25 protein-coding genes are annotated in these 24539 nt (G+C 43.7%); 7 read left to right on the top strand and 18 right to left on the bottom strand.

Annotation, left to right across the window (positions count from 1 at the left end; all coding sequences use genetic code 11):
* Positions 1 to 120: 120 nt before the first annotated feature.
* Together BLS59_RS15720 and BLS59_RS15715 are read right to left on the bottom strand one after the other, a co-directional pair.
* Positions 121 to 1050 carry a TIGR01777 family oxidoreductase gene (locus tag BLS59_RS15720; RefSeq protein ID WP_091150306.1) on the bottom strand — a complete coding sequence of 310 codons (930 nt, stop codon included), beginning with the start codon at positions 1048 to 1050 and terminating at the stop codon, positions 121 to 123.
* The gene (locus BLS59_RS15715) at positions 1050 to 1874 is read right to left on the bottom strand and encodes a DCC1-like thiol-disulfide oxidoreductase family protein (protein WP_091150305.1); all 825 of its coding nucleotides are present in this window, start codon (positions 1872 to 1874) and stop codon (positions 1050 to 1052) included. Before BLS59_RS15715 ends, BLS59_RS15720 begins: the two co-directional genes overlap by 1 nt.
* Before the next feature lie 165 nt (positions 1875 to 2039).
* Between BLS59_RS15715 and BLS59_RS15710 the strand changes: the two genes are divergently transcribed.
* The 4 genes from BLS59_RS15710 to prfH all read left to right on the top strand — a co-directional run bounded on the left by BLS59_RS15710 (position 2040) and on the right by prfH (position 5361).
* A complete protein-coding gene (locus tag BLS59_RS15710; protein WP_091150303.1) occupies positions 2040 to 2645 on the top strand; it encodes a hypothetical protein in 606 nt (201 codons plus the stop codon).
* Positions 2642 to 2944 carry a winged helix-turn-helix domain-containing protein gene (locus tag BLS59_RS15705; RefSeq protein ID WP_091150300.1) on the top strand — a complete coding sequence of 101 codons (303 nt, stop codon included), beginning with the start codon at positions 2642 to 2644 and terminating at the stop codon, positions 2942 to 2944. Before BLS59_RS15710 ends, BLS59_RS15705 begins: the two co-directional genes overlap by 4 nt.
* Before the next feature lie 397 nt (positions 2945 to 3341).
* On the top strand, positions 3342 to 4742 hold the full coding sequence (locus BLS59_RS15700) for an RtcB family protein (protein WP_091150299.1): 1401 nt from the start codon (positions 3342 to 3344) through the stop codon (positions 4740 to 4742).
* A gap of 4 nt (positions 4743 to 4746) precedes the next feature.
* The gene (gene prfH, locus BLS59_RS15695) at positions 4747 to 5361 is read left to right on the top strand and encodes a peptide chain release factor H (RefSeq protein WP_091150734.1); all 615 of its coding nucleotides are present in this window, start codon (positions 4747 to 4749) and stop codon (positions 5359 to 5361) included.
* A 53-nt stretch (positions 5362 to 5414) separates the two neighbouring features.
* Here the strand turns inward: prfH and BLS59_RS15690 are convergent, their stop codons facing one another.
* The 11 genes from BLS59_RS15690 to BLS59_RS15640 form a co-directional block, all read right to left on the bottom strand.
* Positions 5415 to 5879, bottom strand: coding sequence for a phosphatidylglycerophosphatase A family protein (locus tag BLS59_RS15690; RefSeq protein ID WP_091150296.1), 465 nt, complete (start codon positions 5877 to 5879; stop codon positions 5415 to 5417).
* A gap of 131 nt (positions 5880 to 6010) precedes the next feature.
* Positions 6011 to 6832: a TerC family protein gene (locus BLS59_RS15685; RefSeq protein WP_091150294.1), complete on the bottom strand. Its 822-nt coding sequence runs from the start codon at positions 6830 to 6832 to the stop codon at positions 6011 to 6013.
* A gap of 36 nt (positions 6833 to 6868) precedes the next feature.
* The gene (locus tag BLS59_RS15680) at positions 6869 to 7831 is read right to left on the bottom strand and encodes a hypothetical protein (protein WP_091150291.1); all 963 of its coding nucleotides are present in this window, start codon (positions 7829 to 7831) and stop codon (positions 6869 to 6871) included.
* 215 nt (positions 7832 to 8046) lie between these two features.
* Positions 8047 to 9198 (bottom strand): toxic anion resistance protein, encoded by a 1152-nt coding sequence (locus BLS59_RS15675; RefSeq protein WP_091150289.1) that lies wholly within the window; start codon positions 9196 to 9198, stop codon positions 8047 to 8049.
* A gap of 147 nt (positions 9199 to 9345) precedes the next feature.
* Entirely contained in the window at positions 9346 to 9960 is a 615-nt protein-coding gene (locus BLS59_RS15670; protein ID WP_091150287.1) for a TerD family protein, read from the bottom strand.
* Between the two features lie 4 nt (positions 9961 to 9964).
* The gene (locus BLS59_RS15665; RefSeq protein ID WP_091150285.1) at positions 9965 to 10519 is read right to left on the bottom strand and encodes a TerD family protein; all 555 of its coding nucleotides are present in this window, start codon (positions 10517 to 10519) and stop codon (positions 9965 to 9967) included.
* A gap of 1 nt (position 10520) precedes the next feature.
* The gene (locus BLS59_RS15660; protein WP_091150283.1) at positions 10521 to 11354 is read right to left on the bottom strand and encodes a phosphoribosyltransferase family protein; all 834 of its coding nucleotides are present in this window, start codon (positions 11352 to 11354) and stop codon (positions 10521 to 10523) included.
* Positions 11354 to 12043, bottom strand: a complete 690-nt coding sequence (locus BLS59_RS15655; protein ID WP_091150281.1) for an HAD family hydrolase — start codon at positions 12041 to 12043, stop codon at positions 11354 to 11356. Before BLS59_RS15655 ends, BLS59_RS15660 begins: the two co-directional genes overlap by 1 nt.
* 283 nt (positions 12044 to 12326) lie before the next feature.
* A complete protein-coding gene (locus tag BLS59_RS15650) occupies positions 12327 to 13004 on the bottom strand; it encodes a TerD family protein (protein ID WP_091150279.1) in 678 nt (225 codons plus the stop codon).
* 78 nt (positions 13005 to 13082) lie between these two features.
* Positions 13083 to 13658 (bottom strand): TerD family protein, encoded by a 576-nt coding sequence (locus BLS59_RS15645; protein WP_091150277.1) that lies wholly within the window; start codon positions 13656 to 13658, stop codon positions 13083 to 13085.
* Positions 13659 to 13983: 325 nt separating this feature from the next.
* On the bottom strand, positions 13984 to 15324 hold the full coding sequence (locus tag BLS59_RS15640) for an FAD-dependent oxidoreductase (protein ID WP_091150275.1): 1341 nt from the start codon (positions 15322 to 15324) through the stop codon (positions 13984 to 13986).
* 85 nt (positions 15325 to 15409) lie between these two features.
* On the opposite strand from BLS59_RS15640, the gene BLS59_RS15635 reads away from it, so the two are divergent.
* A complete protein-coding gene (locus BLS59_RS15635; RefSeq protein WP_091150732.1) occupies positions 15410 to 15946 on the top strand; it encodes a YfiT family bacillithiol transferase in 537 nt (178 codons plus the stop codon).
* Positions 15947 to 16328: 382 nt separating this feature from the next.
* Here BLS59_RS15635 and BLS59_RS15630 read toward each other — a convergent pair whose 3' ends face one another.
* The 4 genes from BLS59_RS15630 to BLS59_RS15615 all read right to left on the bottom strand — a co-directional run bounded on the left by BLS59_RS15630 (position 16329) and on the right by BLS59_RS15615 (position 22186).
* Positions 16329 to 20057: an ATP-binding protein gene (locus BLS59_RS15630; protein WP_091150273.1), complete on the bottom strand. Its 3729-nt coding sequence runs from the start codon at positions 20055 to 20057 to the stop codon at positions 16329 to 16331.
* A gap of 64 nt (positions 20058 to 20121) precedes the next feature.
* Entirely contained in the window at positions 20122 to 21009 is an 888-nt protein-coding gene (gene fabD, locus BLS59_RS15625; protein WP_091150272.1) for an ACP S-malonyltransferase, read from the bottom strand.
* Between the two features lie 112 nt (positions 21010 to 21121).
* Positions 21122 to 21760 carry a GTP cyclohydrolase I FolE gene (gene folE / locus BLS59_RS15620; RefSeq protein ID WP_091150270.1) on the bottom strand — a complete coding sequence of 213 codons (639 nt, stop codon included), beginning with the start codon at positions 21758 to 21760 and terminating at the stop codon, positions 21122 to 21124.
* Between the two features lie 9 nt (positions 21761 to 21769).
* Entirely contained in the window at positions 21770 to 22186 is a 417-nt protein-coding gene (locus BLS59_RS15615; protein ID WP_091150268.1) for a 6-pyruvoyl trahydropterin synthase family protein, read from the bottom strand.
* Between the two features lie 87 nt (positions 22187 to 22273).
* Between BLS59_RS15615 and mqnB the strand changes: the two genes are divergently transcribed.
* Both mqnB and BLS59_RS15605 read left to right on the top strand, forming a co-directional pair.
* Complete coding sequence (mqnB, locus tag BLS59_RS15610; protein ID WP_091150267.1) at positions 22274 to 22894, top strand: futalosine hydrolase; 621 nt, start codon at positions 22274 to 22276, stop codon at positions 22892 to 22894.
* 103 nt (positions 22895 to 22997) lie between these two features.
* A complete protein-coding gene (locus tag BLS59_RS15605) occupies positions 22998 to 23846 on the top strand; it encodes a menaquinone biosynthesis family protein (protein WP_091150265.1) in 849 nt (282 codons plus the stop codon).
* Positions 23847 to 23856: 10 nt separating this feature from the next.
* Here the strand turns inward: BLS59_RS15605 and BLS59_RS15600 are convergent, their stop codons facing one another.
* Positions 23857 to 24480 carry a hypothetical protein gene (locus BLS59_RS15600; RefSeq protein ID WP_091150263.1) on the bottom strand — a complete coding sequence of 208 codons (624 nt, stop codon included), beginning with the start codon at positions 24478 to 24480 and terminating at the stop codon, positions 23857 to 23859.
* Between the last annotated feature and the right edge of the window lie 59 nt (positions 24481 to 24539).

The raw sequence follows: 24539 nt of genomic DNA, 5'->3' as shown, positions 1-24539 counted from the left end.
ATATGCAGCGGGGGACAACCCTTTTAATAGAAATTGTCATTCTGAGGCACGAAGAATCTATTCGCAAACATGCAAGCGGTATAATAGATTCTTCGCTCCACTCAGAATGACGGGAGTTCTTTACTTCCTTATACTCAAAATATCATGGATGGCATGGTCGGCTTTTTCATATTGAAACGTGAAGCCCGCATCCAGCAAACGTTTTGGTTTCACCCATCGGCTTTTCAATATCAGCTCGGTTTCCGTACCAATAACTATCGCACCAATCTCCAACAACCATTGCGGGGCGGGTAAACCTATCGGCATTCCATAGCCTTTACGCATGGCCTGCATAAAATCGGCGTTCCTTGCGGCTTCGGGGGCAGTGCAATTAAATATGCCCTCCAGTTCGGGGTGATCCATCAAAAATTGGGTGCTGCGGGCCACATCATGTTCGTGTACCCAAGCTATATATTGGCGGCCATCGCCTTGTTGTCCGCCCATACCCATCTTCACAAGATTAAGTAGGCGCGGAAAAACGCTGCCGCTTTGGCCAAGCGCTATACCCATGCGCAGGGCAATTTTGCGGGTATGCTGTGTTTCGGCTTTAAAGAATGCGTTTTCCCAACTGTTACATACATCAATGGAAAAGCCATAACCAATTTCGCCGGTTTCCTCATCCTGCGGATGATCTTCGGCATGGCGGTATATGGTGGCAGAGGCTACGTTGATCCAGAGCTTTGGCGGATCGGTCATTTTATTTATCACCTTTCCCAACAATTCGGTAGGAACTACACGTGAGCGGATGATCTCGGCCTTGTTCTTCTCAGTGTAGCGACAGTTAACATTTTTACCACAAAGATTGATCAACATATCTGCACCGGAAAGATGTACCGTCCAGCCGTTTTCTGTTTGGCCATCCCATAACGCTGTATGGATGTTATCAACAACCGGGGCCTGCTTGCGGGCCAGGATGATTACCTCATCGGCAAGGTCTTTATAATATTTTGCAAGTACAGTGCCCAGGTAACCATTACCGCCGGCAAGTACAATTTTTTTATAAGGTTTCATTAGTTCAGTTTTAATATCAATACCAATATAATAATGCGGTAAGTTACCCAGGTTATGGTCATTACCCAACCCAGGTTCAGTAATTTTGTTCTGCGGATGTGCTCAAGGAACATGAGGCCCGCTACGCCCATGAAACAAAGTGTGTAAAACAACGGACCAGCGGTAAACCAGTGGCTTAAAACCAGCGGGATAAGCAAGAGCAAGCTACCGGCAAAAGAGATGGTCATCATGTTGCCTAAATAGCTCCACACCTGGCTGCGTGAAAAAGCGCTGATAATCAATCCCTGAAAGATCACCTGCCCGCCGCAGATCATGTATTCGCGATAAGCATTTCCCAGCGGCACCATTGGGGTAAGTAAATGCGCGTATGCGGTAAGTATAAACCCGGTGCAAAACCAGGTAAAAAGCAGGTAAGCAATGCGATAATGCAGTTTAAAGGTTGGCTGATAAGCAAAATTAGCATCTTCTTTTGTGGGCGGAATAATTACCCGCCTGTTGTAGCTTATAAAAGCATAAACCTTGCTCATTAACCATACAAAAGGCCTGAAAGCAAATAACGTCGTAAAAACGGGACAGGCATTACCAATAATTTTAAACAGACTATCAACTCCATAGGTAACTTCGCCGTTTTTGATATTTATAAGGGCTATTTCATTGACTGCCCGTTGCCTGTCGTAAACCGGGCAAGCCTCCTGCTGCACGGCCTGGTATGGGGTTCTGCCGTTGTTATCAAGCATCCCGGTTTTTACAAAGGCTTTGGTGTATACACTGCACATAGGGCATTCTGCATCAAATAGTACCATGTGATCTTTAAGCGTTTTCATTGTAATTCATTTATCGTTTCAACAATACAAATATACATTTTATTTTGTATTTTCAATAAATACTGAAAATTAAATTACAAATAGCCCCCCTGTCCTAAAATTTATTTCAACCAGCCATTGCAAATTCAATTTATCTACCTAACTTTGAACAACAAAGTACTTTTAATGAAAGATCAAGACATTCATTCAGAACTCAGCTCCATCCGCAACCTGATGGAGCGTTCGGCCAAGTTCATTTCACTTAGTGGGCTCTCGGGCATAATGGCCGGCATATACGCTATTATAGGTGCGTTTATAGGCTACAAAATCATAGCAAATGAAGCATATGGCCTGCCACACAATGAGTACATCACCATATTACAGTTATTTGCGGTAGCCTTTTCAGTACTTATTTTGTCGATCGGTACGGGTGTTTGGCTCTCGGTTAAAAAAGCAAAAAAACATGGGCAATCATTTTGGAGCACGGGCAGCAAGCGTTTGCTGATAAATATGAGCATCCCCTTAGTGGCAGGCGGCCTGTTTACTTTTATATTAATATACCGCGGCTATTACGGCATTGTTGCCCCAGCTACCCTCATTTTTTATGGTCTGGCCCTCGTTGCAGGCAGTCATTACACTTATTCGGGTGTAAAAGGATTGGGGATACTGGAGATTTTATTAGGTTTGCTTTGCGCGCTAATGCCCGGTTACGGACTAATTTTCTGGACGGTTGGTTTTGGCCTGCTGCACATTATTTATGGTACAGTGATGCATTTTAAATACGATTCGTGAACATATCATTAGAACAATTTGATAAAGCCTTTGAAAACCGCATCCGCCTGCAAATTATGAGTGTGCTGGTTGCCAATGAAAGCTACGACTTTAATTCACTTAAAGAACTGCTTGACCTTACAGACGGCAACCTGGCATCGCACCTTAAAGCTTTGGAAAAGGAAGAATATATACAAGTACAAAAAAGCTTTATCGGCCGTAAGCCCAATACACGTTACCTCGCTTCAGAAAAGGGCCGTGCGGCTTTCAGGCTGCACTTACTTGCGCTTGAAAGTTTAATAAAACAACAGAAACTATAATTTACCGGGCTGCTATTTACATTTGTATCCACAGCAATCGCAGATAAATAAATTATTGCGGTTTTAATAAATTTTCACATCTTTGCTGCAGTTCCTCAATATTAACCACTAATAACAGGAATCATGCAAGAAAGTACCTCCACAATATCCCATCAACCCACTGCCTGAAACAGGCGGACAATATATTTCTATTGCTTTTTAATTAATGTTGGTTTGCCAATGATCTCTTGATTGGCATACTTGGCTTTATTTGTCTGCGAAATTTTCTGTTTCAATTTTAGCCCGGGACTTTTCATAATGGGTATATCCACACGATGGATGAATTTTTAATCACACAGATTTCAAAATAAGCATAGTCCCCATAAAGGGCTCATGCAGACTATTAAACAAAACCCGTATGGGCAATTTGAAAATAAAAGAACTGGACAGTATAGGCTATGTAGATAACAGGCTTAAAAGCATTGTTATAAATACCATAGCCAAACATTTTAAACATCACACTAACGAAGATATTATATCGATATTAATCCATATTCGCGACAATCCGGACACATATGTTAATGATGCTATAAAAAGCAAAATAGCATTGGCATTTATATCAGAAAAGCATGATCTCCCTGCCAACGAATATCAGTTAATGCAAACTCTAACCCCGATAAAAATTTATGGGGCTGATGAAATTGAAGACGCCGCGAAACAGCAAATGGCACTGGCATTAAGTTTACCTATAAGCATACAGGGTGCCTTAATGCCCGATGCGCACAGCGGTTATGGTTTGCCAATAGGCGGTGTTTTGGCCACCCGTAATGCGGTAATTCCCTATGGTGTAGGCATGGATATTGGCTGCCGGATGACCTTAACCATTATTGATGCCGATGAAAAGTTCCTGAACCGATACGATCACCAAATAAAAAAGGTGCTGTTTAGCGATACTCATTTTGGTATGGAAGGCGGCTTGGCGGTCGCGCAATACCACGAGGTTTTGGACGATTCGAGATTTAAGGCCACGCCCCTACTTAAAAAACTGCATGGCAAAGCTATCAAGCAACTGGGCACGTCAGGCAGCGGTAATCACTTTGTAGAGTTCGGCATGATTAAACTGGCCGATAATAATACCCTGGGATTACCGGGTAACAGCTACATGGCTTTGTTATCACACTCGGGTAGTCGCGGATTGGGCGCAAATATTGCCCGCCATTATACCCAGGTGGCTATGGATACCTGCAAGTTGCCGCGGCAAGCCCAGCCACTTGCATGGCTTAATCTTGATACCGAAGCAGGACAGGAATACTGGCTGAGCATGAACCTTGCCGGCGATTATGCCCGGGCCTGTCATGATCGTATTCATGCAAACCTGCTAAAGACACTTGGACTAAAAGCCCTGCACAAGACAGAAAACCACCACAATTTTGCGTGGAGGGAGAAACTTGCAGATGGAGCAGAAGCAATAATTCACCGCAAAGGAGCCACACCTGCTCATGAAGGCGAGCTCGGAATTATTCCTGGCAGTATGGCTACCCCCGCTTATCTCGTAGCTGGTAAGGGCAACACGGATTCGCTAAATTCCGCGTCGCACGGCGCCGGTAGAGCAATGAGCAGACAAGAAGCCAAGGCAAGTATGACTGGATCGGCGCTGAAGAAAACCCTTGCAGCAGCCGGGGTAACATTAATTGGCGGCAGTATGGAAGAAAATCCATCGGCCTATAAAAACATTGAAGCGGTTATGGCTGCACAAACTAACCTGGTAAGCATACAGGGCAAATTTATGCCCCGTATAGTACGCATGAATAATGAATAACAAAATGAAAAAAGTAATTATACAAATAACCGCGGGCAAAGGCCCGGCAGAGTGCTGTCGGGTTGTTTACAAAATACAGGAAATAATGCTGAAGCAGGCCGCAGCTTTTGGCTTAGAACTATCTATAATTGAAAACAAAAAAGGCACAGTTTCCGGCACACTGCTATCGGCAACACTATTGGCGCAAGGCGTTAATCCAAACATATTTATAAATGAATGGAGTGGAACTATACAATGGATAGCCCAAAGCCCTTACCGTAAATTTCATAAACGAAAAAATTGGTTTGCAGGTGTGGGTATTTTCAATGTAGATGAGCAAATTGCCTTTAACACACATGATGTAAAATTTGAAACCCTTCGGTCATCAGGCCCAGGAGGCCAAAACGTAAATAAAGTTGAAACCGCAGTACGTGGTATCCACATACCTACCGGCATACAGGTTTTGGCAATGGATAGCCGATCGCAATTGCAAAATAAAACAATTTGTATGGCCCGGTTAACAGCAAAGGTAATGGCCTTGCAAACCCAAAAGCAAATCAACCAGCATGAGGAGCACTGGATAGCTCACCATTCATTACAGCGGGGTAATGCCGTTAAAATAATTCAACAGGAACTGTAAAGTAAAGTGCCGGTATGCGCACAGCCGGCACTTTATATTTTTTACAATAAGGATTATTGCCCAAATTTCACCCAGACGAAATAGCCCACCCAAAGCAAAACATTGGAGTAAACCCCGGCAAGCACATCATCCATCATAACGCCGGTGCCACTGGGCAGGGCTTCCATTTTGCGGATGCCGAGGGGTTTTACGATATCAAAAAAGCGAAACAGCACCAGGCCACCTATCAAAAAGTAAAGAGTTTGCGGTAAAAACAACACCGAGATAAGCATACCAGCAACCTCATCAATCACCACGCGCGAGCTGTCTTCGCCCCAATCGGGTTCAACCTTGTTGCTTACATAAACACCCCAAAGGGTTATAATGATAGTAATGGCCAGTAAATACAGCGGATTTTGCAAAGCAGGCGTTTTCCACAGCAGCCAGATGCCACCGCAGGTAACTATAGCCGCATAAGTGCCCCCACCCTTTAAAAAACCTATCCCAAATATCGACGCTATTATTTTGTTGAAGTTCATTCTATTTAGTCATTTGTCATTGGGTTATTAGTCATTCTTTCAAATGCACATCTCTCTCGCCCTTTAACATTTTTCAATTTGGCGCAAAGGAAGCTACCTTTTGCCTTTGACCTTTCGCTTTTAACCTCTCCTTACTGCTTATCCAATACATCCTCGGCTGCTTCGGCAACTTCGGGTTCGATGGTGTGGCGTTTGGGGAAATTGAACAGTAACGATGTTAATACCGGGATAATGAATATCCCCACGGTAAATACTGAGGTAATAATATCCGCCTTTTCACCCTCCATAAACTTGGAGAAAGATGCATCCGGATAAAAATGAACGTATAACGACGATGATAATTTAATACCCAATACGCCAATCACTATAAAAGCCACAGTTTCTAAAAAGGTGAACTTCTCCATCAGCTTCACAAAGGCCTGCGCTACAAAACGCATAGCCAGGATACCGATGAATACCCCTATATAAATCAGCACCACATGGTCTGTAAAGGCCACTGCGGCAAATACGTTATCTATGGAAAAGGCAAGGTCCATTAGCTCAACCAAGGCCACTGTAGCCCAGAATACGCCGAAAACCCCTACTGTAGACCGGTAAAGCCAGTTTTTGTTTTTATCAACTTCTTCCTCTTCACCGCCTGCGTTGGCTGCCTGAATTTTACCTTTAAAATAATCAAAGGCCAGATAAAGCAGGTACAAGCCGCCAATTGGTTTTAACCACCAGATCTTCACCAGCCAGGCCGCTAAAAACAAGCATACACCACGCAGTACATACGCGCCGATGATACCATAACGCAAAGCCTTTTTACGCTGATCCTTAGGCAGATCCAGCACCATGGTGGCCAGTACGGCGGCATTATCTACCGAGAGCAGGCTTTCAATAACTATAAGGTTTAAAATAATAAGGAAGCCGGCTTTAATGTCGGGACCTAATATTGTGTGTAAAAAATCCATATTGGCAGGTAATGTATTTTGTTAAGGTTAAATAAACTAAATTATATCGGTATTTAGCATCGATTTTAAAATATTTGCCTGTACATCAACATTACTGATGTTTTCCAGGAAATTGATATCGGTGATTTTCTTGTAATCATCGGCCAGCAGGGCCTTTATTTCGGGTGGCATAAATGCTTTCATGGCGGCGGCGTTGCCTTCCAGCTTATCGTTTTTATCTTTCAGCTCATATACCAATCGCTCTTTTTTCGATAGATTGGTTGACATATCTATTCCCGAAATTTTCCCTAAGTCAAAGAAAACGAATAGGTTATCAGCCGGCACATACAGAAAATAGCGGTCGGCATCTACAAACTTGTATACTTCAATTACCTGGCTGCCCGATTTGAGGCCGCAGTAAAACTCAGTTTTAAAATCATATTTACATAGTACCCCCATGAGCTTGCGCTGGATGGTGGCATAGGGGTTTTTATAAACATCGGCAAGGTTGTAGGCCGTTGCTTCTTCTATTAATTCGTTACTTACGGTGTAAAAAAAATCTGCGCTAAACCTTGAGCTAAAGGAGTTTATGTTTTTTGATAACGGATTATCATTCCCACTATCCGACAATACCTGGAACAGTTTCCGTAACGACAAATTCACCTTTAAGGCCTGCCTTTGCTTCTCCAAATTGAAATTAGCTATGGTATAAGTAGGATCATTAAGGCGCTCTATCATCTCCCGGTTTATCTGGATCTCGTCAAACAGGAGGCTCACATTACCCTCATTATTCTTCTTGATCTTACGCAGCAGGTCTATCAAACTTTGGGTGAATTGCAAGTGAAACAGATCTAACTTATTGACATCCAGTTCGGTATTGGCTTCAAAAAGCTTATGAATCACTTGGCTGCGGAGGTAAATTTTATAGATCACATCGTCCCCGAAATACACAGAAAGCAGTTGCAGCTTGCTGAGCATCCGGTTGGATTGATTTAAAATATTTAGCCGGTTTTCATCCATTTGTAAGTACAAATTTACTAAAATATTAAGCCCTGCCCAAACGCCCCGCAGCAATGGATCTGTTTATTTCAACATTCGTCAGTAACCGTCAGTATAGCGTCAGTAGCCGTCAGTACCTCGTCAGCAGTCGTCAGTGGTTAAAAACAAGCAATCCCCGGCCTTTGGCGTGCCGGGGATTTATTTATTTGTTACAACATTTAAAAACGACAAAAAAACTACGCGTTGGTAACGTGTTTTTTCAATTCGGTTTCTAATGATTGCAATTCGGTGTTCAGGGTTTTGCGGTTGGCGGTACCCTCGTCGTGGATGCGTTTAACCTCGGTAAGGGTTTCTATTAATGACGCAGTTGTACGTTTCAGGGTATCCAGCGATACTACCGTTTTCTCATTCTCGCGGGCAACGTCAATACTGTTTTGTTTCAGCAGTTCGGCATTCTTTTGCAGGATGGTGTTAGTAGTGTCTGAGATCTTTTTCTGCATCTCCACATTTTCCTTCTGGCGGTTAAGCGCAACGGCAATGGTGAGTTGGTTTTTCCAAACCGGGATGGTGGTTGATACTATCGACTGTGCTTTTTCGGCAATGGTGGTGTTGTTGCTTTGCACCACGCGGATTTGCGCCAGCGACTGCATCATAATAAAACGTACCACTTTTAAATCGGCAAGGCGTTTATCCAGGCGGTTCACAAAATCACGCAGATCGGCAATTTCATAATCGTTATAGGCCGATGGATTGGCATCCATCTGCGCCAGCTGCTCGGTAAGTTCGTTATACTTTAACTGGCCCGATATAATGAGTTCCTCCATTTGGTGAATGTAGGTTACATTGCTATCAAACATGGTTTGCAACGAGCTGTTATCCTTTAGCGAGTTAACCCTGCCGGCCTTTATCTTGTTGGTTATTTTATCAATGTTGTTGATAACCGTATCGTACTTCTGAAACAGTTTTTTTGCATCGAAAACCAGCTTTTTAACAAAGGGGATATGCGATATAAAAGAGGTGAACGCGTTTTGGTTCAGCTCATCAACATCAATGTAATTAAGCTCGGTAAGCAGGTCGTTAATTAACAGGCCAACCTCGCCCGAATTGTAGGTACGTACCGATGTTAAAAAGTTATTACTATACTTTTCCATGGATGCCTGCACATCGGTACCATAGTTAAGTATCGAGTTTACATCTTTAGGGTCAAGCGCTTTGGCAACCTCGCCGTACTTTTGTACTTCGGTAGATGAGATATTGGTTAAATCTACATTACCCTCCTTATCCAGCAGTTTTGCGGGCGTGGTTGTGCCTGGTGCCGGCGGCGGGGTAATATTCAGGTTTACCGGTGTTATATTTATAGGGTCGAAATTATTTGGTGAGCCTTCCATTTTTTTAATTTTTAATGTATGATCTGTGGTGTGGTTTCTGAGGTCTTTGATCTGTGGTATGGTTTCTGAGGTGTGAGGTCGATGGTATGGTTTCTGTTTTTCTGTCCAATTACCACCGACCTCACACCACCGCCCCCAGACCTCAGACTACAAATAATTTTGTGTTACCGTGCGTACGGTTTCTTCCAGCTTGCGGTCGCGGGTTGGTTCGCCAATGGCATTGAATTTCCATTCGCTGTTCTTTTTGTAAAACACGCCCATCACCATTGATACATGGCCCGCAAAATCTTTGCTGTGCGCAATATCATAGGTTGCAAATACCTCATTAACGCGTGTAGGCGTACCCTCGTAAATGCGGATAGATGCAAACGGAATGGTACCAAAATCCTGTCCGCGGAAACTGTTCAGCATAAATGCCACGTAGGTAACATTAGCGCCCAGCGTACCCAGGTCAACAGTTATTACCTCGTTATCCAGGCCGTCGTTACCGGCCATATCGCCGGTCAGGTCGTCGCCGCTGTGCCTTACTGCGCCATCTTTTGAACGCAGGTTGCCAAAGTAAATTACATCTATCAGTTTTTTGGTATCATCAAACAGCGCGCAGCTGGCATCAAGGTCAACCGCTTCTTTAGTGGTACCAAAACCAAACAGGCCCTTTTTTTCAATAGCGCCCCAGTTAATACCTACACAAAGGCTTTGCAGTTTGCTGCCGTTTTCTTTTTCAAGACTAATGCGTTGTCCTTTTTGAAGATTAATTGCCATATTATTATTGGTATTTGGTTAAGTAATCCTGTAAGCCGCCTTTCATGCCTGCGCCAACAGCTTCAAATTTCCAGTTGTTATCTTTTTTGTAAATGCGGCCAAACTCAACGGCTGTTTCTATCGAAAAATCTTCTTCCAGCTCGTATTTCAAAATATCGGCATTGGTAGCTGCATCAAACACGCGGATGAACGAGTTACGCACCTGCCCAAAATTCTGGCGGCGAGATTCGGCTTCGTGGATGGTTACCACTATACAGATCTCTGATACTTTAGGGTCTATTTTCGACAGGTCTATCCTGATCTGCTCGTCATCGCCGTCGCCATCACCGGTAAGATTATCGCCGGTATGTTCAACCGCGCCATCGGGCGATTTAAGGTTATTGTAAAACACAAAATACTCATCGCCAACCAGCCTTTTGTTATCGCCTAAAATAAAAATAGACGCGTCGAGGTCAAAGGCGCTGCCTGTTGATGAACTATTGGTATCCCAGCCCAGCCCAATGGTAAATTTGGGGGCGTTTATCGCTTCGCGCTGGCCTTTTTGCAAATTAATTGCCATGTTAAATTAAAGTTTTGTTGTTTATAAATAGGTTTTCGGTAATAAAGTTAAGGTTTTTGGCGTAGGCGTCAATAGTATGATAGCCGTTGCCCAGCGCCATATCATATAGCAAGTTTACAAAATCGGTGCTTTGGTTTTGTATAAAGATGCTAAAGCAATCGAAATTATAATTCAGTATGTATTTTACTATGCGGGTGTTAATGCAAAAGCTGCCGCTTTTAATGATCGGCTCCAGATCAAATATTGTTTTTACCTGGTGATAGTTCAGGTAGTTTTCAATATTTGGGTGGATGTTTTTGTTCACCAGTTCGGCAAAGTACAGCATATACACATCATTATGCAGGCCATATTCGTTAACCATTTTCATGATCATACGCTCGTGGCTGCCGGTTATTTTTATATCATCTAAAAAAATGAGCGTTTTACCGGTCAAAAAATCCTTATCAATATGAAACGAATCGTTACCGATAAGGCTTAACCTTTGCGCGGCATCCAGCTCGCCGTAATCTTCCTTATAAGTAATGGTGCGATGCACCTTGGTTTCCTGCACTACAGGGTAGCCATGCCTGGCCAGCCAGCGGTTAAGCCGGTGTACAAAAGCAGTTTTCATGGCGAAGGTAGCCGTTGGGATAAACGAATACGGACTTGATATAACCACTATTTGCTGGGTAATGGGCTGCTTTGCCAGCCGCTGCCGTATAAAACCATCGGCAAGGGCCACCCCAAAATCATTGGACACGCTTTCGTCGCCAAATTTAAAACGACTATAGCTATCCGGGCAAAACCCAAATTCGGTCGCATTATCTATGTGATGTAATGAATAGGTAGTGTTCATTAGCTTATTAAGGATAAAATAGACTTGTTGTTTGAGTTAATGAGTAAACTTTTTACGCCCGCGGCTTCGGCCCCTTCAATATCGGCTTTGGGGTTATCGCCTATGTGGATGATATCATTTAACCCAATTACCGTTGGATGATTTACTTTTTGGATATTTTGCAGCATAAGCGCAAACAGCGCCGGGTTTGGTTTAGACATGCCAACCTCATCAGAGTACAGCTGAAAATCAAAGTATTGATCCATTTTTAATGCCACCAGTATTTGTTTCAATGTTGCCCCTTTTATAAAGCCGGTATTACTAAGCAAACTAAAAGTAGCGCCGCCTTTTTCTTTTAGATGCTGCAGCACCTCAATTGTTACAGGCGAGTACACATAGGGCAGGTAATTGAACAGCAGCTTATCCATATCGGCATATAGTTTTTTTACGTCGATACCGGTAAGGTTAAGCTCATTATCATTAATAAGGCTGATAACCATAAGGTACATTTCGTCGGCATCTATGTTTTTGCCGGTGCTTTCATTAACCGCGTTGCACATCAGATCAACCTGCCTGAAAGCCTTTGCTACCTCATCAATACTTTTACCCGCCGGGTTAAATTCCCGGTGAAAGATCTTGGTACGCTCTATTTTAAAATATGGGTTCGATTTTATCAGCGTAAGCCAAAGATCAAAGGAATAGTGTAACATTCTGTGGTGTGGGTTCTGGGTTCGGTGATGTGGGGTGTGGGATCGGTGGGGTGAGGTGTGGGATCTGAGGTGTGAGGTCTGTGGTGTGTGGTCCTGTGGTCTGTGATCTGTGATCTGAGGTGTGAGTTCAGAGGTGTGTGGTCGGCGGTGTATGGTGGTAGCATGAAAATCCATAACGAATTGTGCATTCATTACCCATCTCCCAATAACAAACCTCAGAACTCACACCACACACCTCTGAACTCACACCACAGACAACACACCTCAGATCACACACCTCAGATCAATACTCTTTCAACAATTCTAAAAAGTTATCGGTAGTATGTGGTTCGCCAACGGCGCGGAATTTCCAGGTGCCGTCTTTACGGTAAACCTCGGCAAATTTCATGGAGCACATGCCATTATAAGTAGCATCGCCAGACAGGCTGAACTTGGCTATCTCCTTGCCCCTGCCGTCCACAGCGCGAATAAAAGCGTTATCAACCATACCAAAATGCTGGTTGTTTTTGCGGCCCTGGTATATAGCCACAATAAACAGGATGCGGTCAATCCGCTGATCAAGCGAATCCAGCTTTACAATGATCTGCTCATCGTCGCCATCACCGGCCCCGGTACGGTTATCGCCCGTAAGCCATATATTGCCCGATGGGTGTTTCATGGAATTGAAATACACTACATCGCCCTCATACAAACTCACTTTATTGCCGTTTGGCTTTTGAATAGTGCGACCCCTATCGGCCACTTTACCATTTTTATCAAGCAAAAAAGCAATGGCATCCAGGTCATACTCCACCTCTTCGGCACCGCCGCCAAACAGTTTGCCCAAAAAGCCGCCGCCGCCATGGCTTTGCCTTACATCCCAGCCCAAACCAATAGTAACCGACGACAGGTCATAACTTTCGCCGCTCTGGTCGTTTTTACGGAGGTCAATAGTTTGACCTTTTACCAAATTTATTGCCATAATAATATTGTTTAATTTAATAACGGCCCCGTTCCTTTCAAAAAAGCCCTCTCCTTTGGAGAGGGTTGGGTGAGGCTCTTACTTAATGATCTGTCCTTTAAAATATTTACTTAAAAAGAAGGCAAGATCCTCCTTATAACCCACGCCCGATGCTTCAAATTTCCAGGCACCGCCGCGACGGTAAAGCCGGCCAAATTCAATGGCTGTTTCAATAGAGAAATCCTCGCCCAGTTCATACTTACAAACTTCGCTGCCGGTTTGCTCGTCAATAATGCGGATGTATGAATCGCGCACCTGGCCAAAGTTTTGCCTGCGGGGCTGCGCCTCATGAATGGTTACCACAAACAGGATCTCCTGAATTTTAGCGTCTACCTTAGTAAGGTCGATATTAATGGATTCGTCATCGCCGCCATCGCTGTTACCGCCCGATGGATCATCGCCGGTATGATGCACCGCGTTATCCGGCGAATCTACATTGTTATAAAACACGAAGAACTCGTCCTGTGGTACAAAGCGGTTAGCATCTATCATGATAGCCGATACATCCAGGTCGAAATCATAACCCGTGCCCTCGTTAGGGTTCCAGCCCAAACCAACTGTCATTTTAGACAGTCCGATATCTATTTTTTGTCCTTTTTGAAGATTAATTGCCATTGTAAAAATGTTTAATTATAAACCTTAAACGCCTATAATATTGCAGTGTTTTAAGCTGGTGTAAGTATTAACAGCGGTTTAAAATATTGAACTAAGATATATATTTTTATATATCCCATTGTATATGATTACCGCTTAACATTAATGTTACCATAAGCCCCCGAAATATTTTTTAAGCTTTAAATTTATGCTGGTAATGCAGTGACGAGCTTTTATATAGAGCATGTCATGCTGAGGCACGAAGCATCTATCCGTGAGCAAGTATAGTAGCAGAGTAGATTCTTCGTACCTCAGAATGACAATCTCTTTTAACCTGAAGTTGCCCCTAATTCACCATATTGCCATTCAAATCAACCTTCCGGGCAAAGGGGTTCAAAAACTTGTTGGCCAGTACGGCAAACTCGCGGCGGGTAACCGGGCGGGTCATATCAAAATTGGCAGTAAATTTATACTCCGTTTTCCAGTTTTTTTGCAGACTAAGCTGTAAGGTTTTGGGCTCGGTAAGCGTTATCTCACTAATGAACGACATGAGGTTGCCCACCGTAAATTTATTGCCCGGCTTCTCCTTATTAAACCACAAAAAGGCGCGGGTGTAAATCTCCATGATCAGCGGTTTAACCTCGGCGGTGTTCACTACAGAATCGGGCATGAAAAACAGTTGGGTTACGCCATTGCTAATTGTATGCGGCAAGCCTTTTAATAAGCCGGTTGCGCCAACCTGTTGTATGGCCCTCATGTACGGGTCGTTTGGTTTTACATCGGCAAAGGGCAATAGGTAACCTTTAAAATCCAGTATTTCGCCTTGTACGGTACGGGGATCCAGCTTTTTTGTGGTGGTTTTAAAAAACGCGCAAAAAGCAGCAGCCGTTCCCGCACCCTGCCCAAGGGTAAGCTGACCGGCAAGGTACTGGATATCATCGCCGGGGATAAGCGCGGCGGTTACCAATAAATTATCAACCTGTTTTACAACAATACTATTAAGCGGGATGCAATACGACGGATATGGCGGATAATTACCCGCCGGCACCACACCATCCGCACCTTGCCCGGGGAAGCTATCGCCCATGGCAATACTGGTACGGTACAAAGTCGACTGCTGGTTAGCTGCCCCAAAATCAAATGACTTAACGGCTATGCCCAGCTTTGCCGCTACCGTGGCACCCTGCGTTGCATCAATAATTACTTTGGCCTTTACCAACTGCGATTTCCCGTTTTGGCTGATGGTTATCTCCCAAACATCACCATCCCTTTTTACGGTAGAAAATGAGGTATTGAGCTTTACGGTCAGATTTTTAACCGTATCAGCTATTTTTTTGAAGATGGCGGCGCCGGTATAGGGCTCCAAATGCAGGCTGGCATTATGCGCGGTATCATACCCCGGCGTTTTTTTATAAAACTCGATGGTTCTTTTACGAAACTCGCCCCAGATCCCCGATGGCAGATCCGTCCCTCTGGTAATAGTCACCATGCTTTGCGAAGTCATGGCCTGGCACAACTGCGCGCCTGGTTCAATGAGTAAGGTTTTTAGCTTGCTGCGCGCGCCTTGAATGGCTGCCGCCGTGCCGCCGGCATCGCCGCCTATTACCAAAATATCTGTTTTAATGGTTTGGGCGTAGGTTAAGGAGCAATTAAAAAGAAGCAGTGCTAAAAGTAGCTTTTTTATCATCGGCGTAAATAATGTACAGAACGCTAAATTAGCTTAAAGCTTGCGCTACTATAAAATTATGCCTAAATTAAATTTTTTTATGCTTATGACAGACGAACAAATGAAGTACCCCATTGGCAAATTTGCCCCGCCGGCCTCTTATACCAGCGAGGATATGCGCGGTTGGATTGACGATATAGCCACGCTGCCGGGTAAATTGCGCCATGCCATTACCGGTCTTAATTACCAGGAACTGGATACCCCCTACCGCACCGGCGGGTGGACACTGAGGCAGGTGATCCATCACCTGGCCGATAGCCACATGAATTCCATTACTCGTTTTAAACTGGCCCTTACTGAAAACAACCCCGTTATAAAACCCTACGAGGAGGCCGACTGGGCCCTGCTGCCCGATTACCGCCTGCCTGTAGAATCGTCATTAAAAATGCTGGAAGGCATCCACATACATTTTGTGGCCCTGTTTGAAAGTTTTACCGAAAACGAATGGGCCCGCACCTTTGTTCACCCAGCATCCGGCGATATCGTTTCCCTAAAAAAAGGCCTGGCCCTTTACGCCTGGCACAGCAACCACCACCTTGCCCACGTTACCGAAACAGTGAAGAAGTTTATGGTGCGGAGTTAGGTTAAAGGGAAAAGGCGAAAGGTTAAAAACATTCCACTCGTCATTGCGCTCGTTTGTAACGAGTGCTTACCCGCTACCGTCGCTCGGCTCCTGCCCATAAGTGTTGGAAAGACTGAATTTTATAAAAAGTTTGTCATTTCGATTGAGCTCAGGTGGGTGAAAGCGTGGCGCAAAAGAGAAACTACCTCTTGAGCGATAGCGAAAAATCTTCTGCGGAATACAGTGTTTTGAGGCATATCGAATAAGATTTCTCCTCGTACCTCGTTCGAAATGACAAATTTTTTAATCTTCCGAACACTTATGGGCAAGAGCCGGGCGACTCCGAGATTCGCATCCCTTTTTCAAACCTTTTACCTTTCGCCTTTTACCTTTTACCTCCAGATTACGCCGATGGAAAGCTCAGGTAAAATGTGGTGCCTATTTCCATGGTGGTTTCGAACCATATTTTGCCGTTGGCGTTTTCTATGGAGTTTTTTACGAATGCAAGGCCAAGGCCCGTGCCCGAACTTTTGGTGGTAAAGTTGGGTTCAAATATTTTTTCGCGCATGTTTTCGGGGATGCCGTTGCCGTTATCCTTTATGGTTAACAATACGTTTTTACTGGTTATCAGGTAATGGATGTCAATAATACCCTGCCTGCCCTGCGGGGTAGCTTCAATGGCATTTTTAAGCAGGTTGTTAAAACAGCGCAGCAATTGGTCACGGTCTGCAGCTACTATAAATGGTGTTTCGGGCTGGGCATAAAGGATGCTGATATTATCCATCTGTTTAAAAATGGTTACCGCCTGACCCAGCATTTCAAAAATATTTATCTGCTCAATGCGCGTATCGGGCATTTTGGCAAAGGCCGAAAACTCCGATGCTATGGACGATAAGCTCTCTATCTGTTCCACAAATGATTTGCTGAAACGCTCAAACTTCTGATCAAATTTGGGGTCTTTATCCTTCCATGATTTATCAAGCAGCTGCAAGCCAAGTTTAAGCGGTGTAAGCGGATTTTTAATTTCATGGGCTACCTGTTTGGCCATTTCGCGCCAGGCGCTTTCCCGCTCGGATTGTGCCAGCCTATGCGCGCTGTTTTCCAGGGCCGAGATCATTTTATTGTACTCGGTAACCAGCGCCCCTATCTCGTCATTGCGTGACCATTTTATCGGCTCGTTCTTTTTACCGTAGATGGTTTTACTTAAACTTTGCTGTATAAAATTAAGCGGGGCCGTAATTTGCCGCGCAATAATAATGGCAAATAAACCAATGGCCACAAATACCAATGCGTACACGTTTATCATTACGTTTAATAACGAGCTGATACGCTCGCGGTAGTCGGCCTCATTTGAAAAATAAGGCAGTTGTATGTAGGCTATGGTTTTGTTTGATGTGGTTATTATAGGTGCGTAGGCCGCTTTATAACTCAAATCGCCTATCTTTTCTTCGTTCACAAATTCCGATTTTTGAAGTTTGCTCAGAAATATGAAAGCGCGGGAGTTCATGCGTCGTACCACTAAACCATTTTCGTAAATTTTGGGTTGCGTGGTTACCAGCGGTATGCCATTGGTATCAAACAAAATAAGATCGGTAGCGTAGGTGTTGGCCAGTTCATTAAAGCTAACCTGGCTTTTTTCGTTAATATTATAAATATATTTGTTGTAGCCTCCGCTTTCAAAGGCGGCTGCAATGCGGGTTATTTTATCGCGAATTTGCTTGTCCTGCTGGTTGTGGTATTGTGTGCCTATAGAGAAAAAAGTAATAAAGCCCACCATTACCAGCGTAACCACCACGGCAAATATCATAGAAAACTGGATGCGGGTTTTATACAAGATCTTATCAAAGTTTATCCGCAGTACCCATTGCAGTTTATTATCCTGAATTTGCAGAATGCGGATGCGGAACCAGCACCACCTCACTAAAATAACAACAGCACTAAATATTAACAGGATCACAAAAAAGAAAGTGATGGATGTTACCCCGTAATACAGCGGGTTATCTTCTTTACTTACCACTATTAAGTTACGGGCACTGGGTTTATATATCAGGTGATTGTACCTGTTAAAACTATCATACCATGCGGTGTTTACCCCGCTGGTTGTAGTAACGGTATAGTTTTTAAGATTCCCCTTAAACTCGGTATTGTTGAGCGAGTAAACAAAGGTTCCTTTCTGGCTTTGCAGCTTGTTATCGATATAAAAGGCGTAGGAGTAATCTTTAAAATCATCTTCGGGTTTTATGCGCCCGTCTATCAGCAGTTCGGGGAAAGCTCCGGCGGCCTGCAGGGGTTTTGATCGTAGTTCGATAACCAGCGTACCCAGTTGTTTGCCATCAAGGTTGATGGGAAGTATGGCAAAATATTTCTGAAACCCGAACGACTCATTTTCGCGGTAAAAATAGTTTGATACTTTAAATGAGCTGTACAGCACCAGGTCCTTAAACACATCAAGCGAATAGCTATCGCCGGAGAGGGCCTGCTCCTTTTCGTCGTACTCATGCACCTTAAACTCGTACTTTGAAAGGTAGCCATCAAAATAAAGTTTCTGAAACCGGTTTATAAGGTAATCTGTATTGCGCACACCATCGTTAAAATAATTGCGGATGGCAGTATCGGCAATTATCTTGCCTTCAATCTTTTTAAAAATATAATCGGCGTTGGCATCATCGGGCACTTCCAGCTTTTGCACCAGCGCGGCCCGTGTGGTTTGTTCCTTTATACTTTCAAAGTGGTTAAGTTTTATAGATGCAATAACCGCGCATATTACCAAAATACTTAAAAACGTAGCGGCATTAAGTTTGCCGTTATTATGTATAAAACCCTGGGCGCGTATAATTATAAGAATGCCCCATAATATATAAAACAGGGTAAACTCCTTGTAAAATGCAAAAACCGCGGTTGTTATCACAATGCCAAGTACCAGCAGCACTAACTGGTGCGATCGGGGTACCTCAAGCCTGAGGCAAAAATACAGGATAACGTCTACCAGTAAATAAAATATCAAAAAACTAAAGCACAGCATCAATACGCCCAGCATACTAAATGACGAAAGGCTGAGCACATTATTTACATTAAAGTTGATTCTGGAGTTGATAACCAGCCCGTAAAAAAGACTCAGGAGCGATGTTGATACCGCTACCAGTATCAATATACAGGCAATAACGGTTAAGTAGCCTGCCATTTTCCCGTACGTGCCGGTAAATAAACGGCGGCGTTGCAGGTATATAAAGGCAACAAACCAAAATATAGCCAGTATGTTGATGCAAAAATCGCCAAGTGAGGGGTAAACTGCGCTTGAGGCGTAAAAGGTGGGGTTAAAAACGTCGAGCTTGTAGGTAAAATCCGGGACGTTATAATGCAGGTTCACAAACCTGAACAGTAAAATAAAAAGTCCTAAAAAAATAACAGATAACAAAGCGTATCCCTTTGCAGCCACATAGCAGCAAACGTTGTGCATTAAGGCACAAAGGGTAATAACGGTTAATATCCAAAATAACAGCTGATAATATATAAACGCGTAATTAACACTGTTTGGCCGCTGCTTTATAGAAAACAGGTAATGATTATCAACGCTGTGGATCTCGTAAATATCCCTATCGGCAAAGCTGGCAATGTCAATATTATCCTCGGTTACCAGATCTTTTGCAAACGTGTTTTGCAGGTATTTGTTGGTAAGGGCAAAATTGGTTTTTATGGGGATGAAGAAAATAACAGAGAAATTGCCCTCGGTTTTCCGGATGGTTTCGTAATAGCCGTTGGGCTGCTTTATAAACGAGTAGCCATTATTTATAGCCTGCAGATCATCGGGGATAACTTTTATACCGCTCCAAAAAGCAAGCTTATTATTGCGGGTGGTAATAAACCAAATCCTGTTAACAACGGTTATCTCCTGGATATCGGCAACGGCCCTGTTATCATCATTAGGATGTTTTTTAAAGGCGTTAAACCTTTCCTTATCATTAAGCAGCTTGTTTACGTAAACCTCCTTTTTATGCAGGTTATCCTCGAGGGTTTGGCCGGTTTGGGCCAGGTTATTTAAGGGCGTATATGTTTTTTGAACAAAAATAGCCGCAAACAATAAACCAACACCTATAAGGGTAAGCAACAAACGTATTTTTCCGGAGGTAGTCAAATTGCTTCGATGTGTAACAGTTTATTTATAAAATTAAAGGCACTTTTCAGTGCCTTTTTATTAATTATTGCGGTAAAACAGCGCTGCTTATGGCTACTTCCATATCAACCTTTTTTACAAGGCCCTGCAGTACTTTGCCCGGCCCAACCTCTGTAAATGAGGTAGCGCCGTCTTCCAGCATGTGTTTTACGGTTTGTGTCCACCTTACCGCGCCGGTAAGTTGGGCAATTAAATTTTGTTTTATAACAGCAGGATCGGTATAAGGTTTTGCATCAATGTTCTGATAAATTGGGCAAACCGGTGCTTTTATTTCGGTGGCTACTATAGCTGCTTCCAGCTCAACCCGTGCCGATTCCATAAGCGGCGAGTGAAACGCGCCCCCTACTTTTAGTTTCAACGCTCTTTTAGCACCCGCGGCCAGCAATTTTTCGCAGGCAGCATCAATACCGGCAATACTGCCAGATATTACCAGTTGCCCCGGGCAGTTATAATTGGCGGTAACCACTACATCACTTACTCGCTGGCATACATCTTCAACAGTAAAATCATCCAAACCTAAAATTGCGGCCATGGTTGATGGCTGCAGCTCGCAGGCTTTTTGCATGGCATTGGCGCGTGCGGCAACCAGGCGCAAACCATCCTCAAATGATAAAGCACCGGCAGCTACCAGGGCCGAAAACTCGCCCAATGAATGACCGGCAACCATTTCGGGCTGAAAATCATCGCCCAAAACAATGGCTAAAATAACCGAATGTAAAAATATGGCCGGCTGGGTAACGTTGGTTTGAACCAGGTCCTCTGGCGTACCTTCAAACATTACATCGGTAATGCGGAAACCTAAAATTTCGTTTGCTTGTTCAAATAGTTCGCGGGCTTTGTCAGACTGATCATAAAGATCTTTACCCATACCTGTAAATTGGGCACCCTGCCCCGGAAAAATATATGCTTTCATTGTTATTTAGGATTTCGGATGTTCGATTTCGGATTTACAAAAGCTCCAATTTCAAAACCGTGTTTTTTCTTCTCTTGGTTCTTGATTCTTATTTCCTGATTCTAACTAAGGCTTAACTCAACTTAGCGCTTATCAAATTTAAAAATTCGGTGCGTGTTTTTTCTTTTAAAAACTCGCCGGTAAATGCCGATGTGGTGGTTACCGAGTTTTGTTTTTGTACACCGCGCATACTCATGCAAAGGTGACGGCATTCAATAACAACGCCTACGCCTATTGGGTTAAGTGTTTCCTGTATACAATCGCGAATTTCGTTGGTAAGGCGTTCCTGAACCTGCAGGCGACGCGCAAATACGTCAACAATACGCGGTATTTTGCTTAGGCCAACAACATACCCGTTGGGGATGTAGGCAATATGCGCCTTGCCAAAAAATGGCAGCATATGGTGCTCGCACATGGAGTATACTTCAATATCCTTAACTATAACCATCTGGCTATAATCTTCCTTAAACATGGCCGAGCCAAGTATTTCCTTTGCGTTTAAATCATAACCATGTGTTAGGTACAGCATGGCTTTGGCAATACGCTCGGGGGTTTTTAACAGGCCCTCGCGCTCGGGATTCTCGCCAATTTGTTTTAAAACATCAAGATAATGGGCAGACAGGTTATCAATCAGTTCGGGGTTGTAGCGGTCAATTTTGGTGTATCCGTCTATATCGTCATCACGATCCGGAATGTGGTTGTGGTTACTCATCTTATAAAATTATCCGCCAAAATACTCGGCAGAATTGTTTTCAGTTTCATACAGTTTAACCGAGTGTAAAAACACGCCTTCGTTAACCTCAATAGGGCCTTTAAGCTGGTTAAATATCCCAATACAAAGCAACTCGGTTGATGCCATTATGCCCTTCATAAATTCAACATCCATGTTGATGTTCTTATGATCCAGCTTTTCAATAACGTGTTCGTTTATAACAACTTTAAGGTCTTTTAAATCCATAAGGTACCCCGTAGCGTGGGTAACCTCGCCTTTAATGGTTACAAACAAATTATAGTTATGTCCATGCCAGTTTGGGTTGGCGCATTTGCCAAATACCTCATTGTTTTTTTCAGCGCTCCATTCCTCACGGTACATTCTGTGAGCGGCATTAAAATGTTCTTTGCGCGTAATATATATCATCATAATATTTGTGGGTGCAAATATACAAAACAAAAACAGGTGAGTTGTTTTATCTTAGCACTGAAAAAAGTAGTTACAAAGTTTTACATGCTTATACTCATAGTTGCCGCAACGGCCCCCGAAATTGAACCCCTCACACAGTACTTTGGCAACAAAATAGATGTGCTGGTAACCGGCGCGGGCATGGTGCCCACCGCCTTTGCGCTGGGCAGGCATTTTACAAAACCCAAGTACGACCTGGTGCTTAACCTGGGTATTGCGGGCAGTTTTGACAGGGCCATACAACCCGGCTATGTAGTTGAAGTAACTGAAGATACCTTTGCCGAAACCGGTGCCGAAGATGATGAGCATTTTATCCCCATCACCACCCTTGGCTTTGGCGAAAACACGTACCGCCCTACCACTTCGCTTAGCGAGGTAAACAGCAATTTTCATTTGCAAAAGGCACGGGCCATAACCGTAAATACCGTTCATGGCAACGAGGCATCTATTAAAAAAGTGCAAGAACGGCTTAACCCCCAGCTGGAGAGTATGGAAGGTGCCGCCTTTTTTTATGCCTGCCAGCAAATGGGTATGGCGTGTATGCAAATCAGGGCTGTGTCAAATTATGTAGAAAAACGTAACCGCGAGGCCTGGCAAATAGGGCTGGCCATAAAAAATCTGAATACATTTGCCATTGATCTGATTGATAAGATCATTAACGATTAGTAGATGAGCGAGGTGCGGAGAGTGGGGTGCGTATGACCTGATGATACAAGGAATATAATACGCTCCCCGCACCTCACTCCCCGCACTATCAAATACAAATACCATGAAACTAACACTCGGCTTTTCGCCATGCCCCAACGATACTTTTATTTTTGATGCCCTTATTCACCATAAAATTGATACCGAGGGCCTGGAGTTTGAGGTTTTTTATGATGATGTGGAAACGCTTAACCAAAAAGCCTTTCGCCGCGAGCTGGATGTTACCAAATTAAGTTACCACGCCTTTGCCTACGTGGCCGATAAATATGTACTGCTTGATTCGGGCAGCGCCCTGGGTTTTGGCGTTGGCCCCATGCTAATCTGTAAAGACGACCCCGAGAAACTACTTTCAGAACTCAGCACCCAGACCCCACACCTCAGGATCGGAATTCCCGGCAAATACACTACCGCAAATTTTCTGTTGGGCAATGCTTTTCCTAATGCCACCAATAAGGTTGAGCTGGTATTTTCAGATATTGAAAATGCCGTATTGGAAGGCCGTGTTGATATTGGCCTTATTATTCATGAAAACCGTTTCACTTACCAGGATAAGGGTTTAAAAAAAATCATAGACCTGGGCGATCATTGGGAAAAGCAAACCGGCTGTGCCATACCCCTGGGTGGCATTGTTGCCAACCGTAACCTGCCGCTGGATGTGCAGCATAAACTGAACAGGGTGCTGCGTAAATCTGTAGAGTTTGCGTTTGCCAATCCAAAATCGGGGTTGGAATTTATCCGCAGCCACGCGCAGGAAATGAGCGAGGAAGTAATGTACAAACACATTGAGCTTTACGTAAACAAATACTCTATTGAACTTGGCGAAGAAGGCCGCAAAGCCATTAAGCTGCTGTTTGATACCGCCCTGCGCAATAATTTTATCCCCCCGATACAGGAAGATTTGTTTTTGAGTTAGGCTGATATTTTTAAAGCTCTTTTTTTACGGGCAGCTTTTTCAGGTATCTATCCACCTCTTCCTGTGTATCTACAATTTTAAGGATAGATGGATAACGTGTGGAATAGATAACGGGGACGGTTTCATTCTTATAAAACTGCTCAAATTGCTTTGCAGTAATACCATGTTTTACAAATGCCGAATCACCATCGGCCTTTTTAAAGCCCAGCACGAGGTTAGAGAAATCAAACCGGCGGCTGGAAAACGAATCGCCATTTACAACCGTGGCCAGGGTTAACTGCCCATGATTTTCCAGCTCGTTTTTCTCCATTTGAACTTCGCGCCATATCAGCAGGCAAACCATCGAAAAAAACAACACCACGATAACCGGCACAACAACACAGCCCGAGGGATTGAAAACTTTGGCCGCAGCCGCGCTTTTTTCTGACGGCATAAGGTCGGGATTTTTCATAATGGCGGTAAGCTTTTTAAGAAAAACGCTCACCAGTAACTTTACAAGCACAAACGTTAAGGCAACCGCACCCACCATTACAATAAGATAAAGCCCCGAACTATAAATATTTACCGGGATGAGGAACAGGAAAAAAACAAGGAGCGCGGTTGTAATAAGTCCCCATTTTGCGGTTTCGTTCATGTGATAAATATACCTGCGTGCAGGCAAATTTCAAAGCTATAACCTCGCCATAAAAATAT

Origin of the sequence: Mucilaginibacter pineti (assembly GCF_900101875.1) — a bacterium.
Taxonomy (GTDB): domain Bacteria; phylum Bacteroidota; class Bacteroidia; order Sphingobacteriales; family Sphingobacteriaceae; genus Mucilaginibacter; species Mucilaginibacter pineti.
Note: the sequence above shows the minus strand (reverse complement) of the source record. Positions and strands in the feature narration are given on the sequence as shown.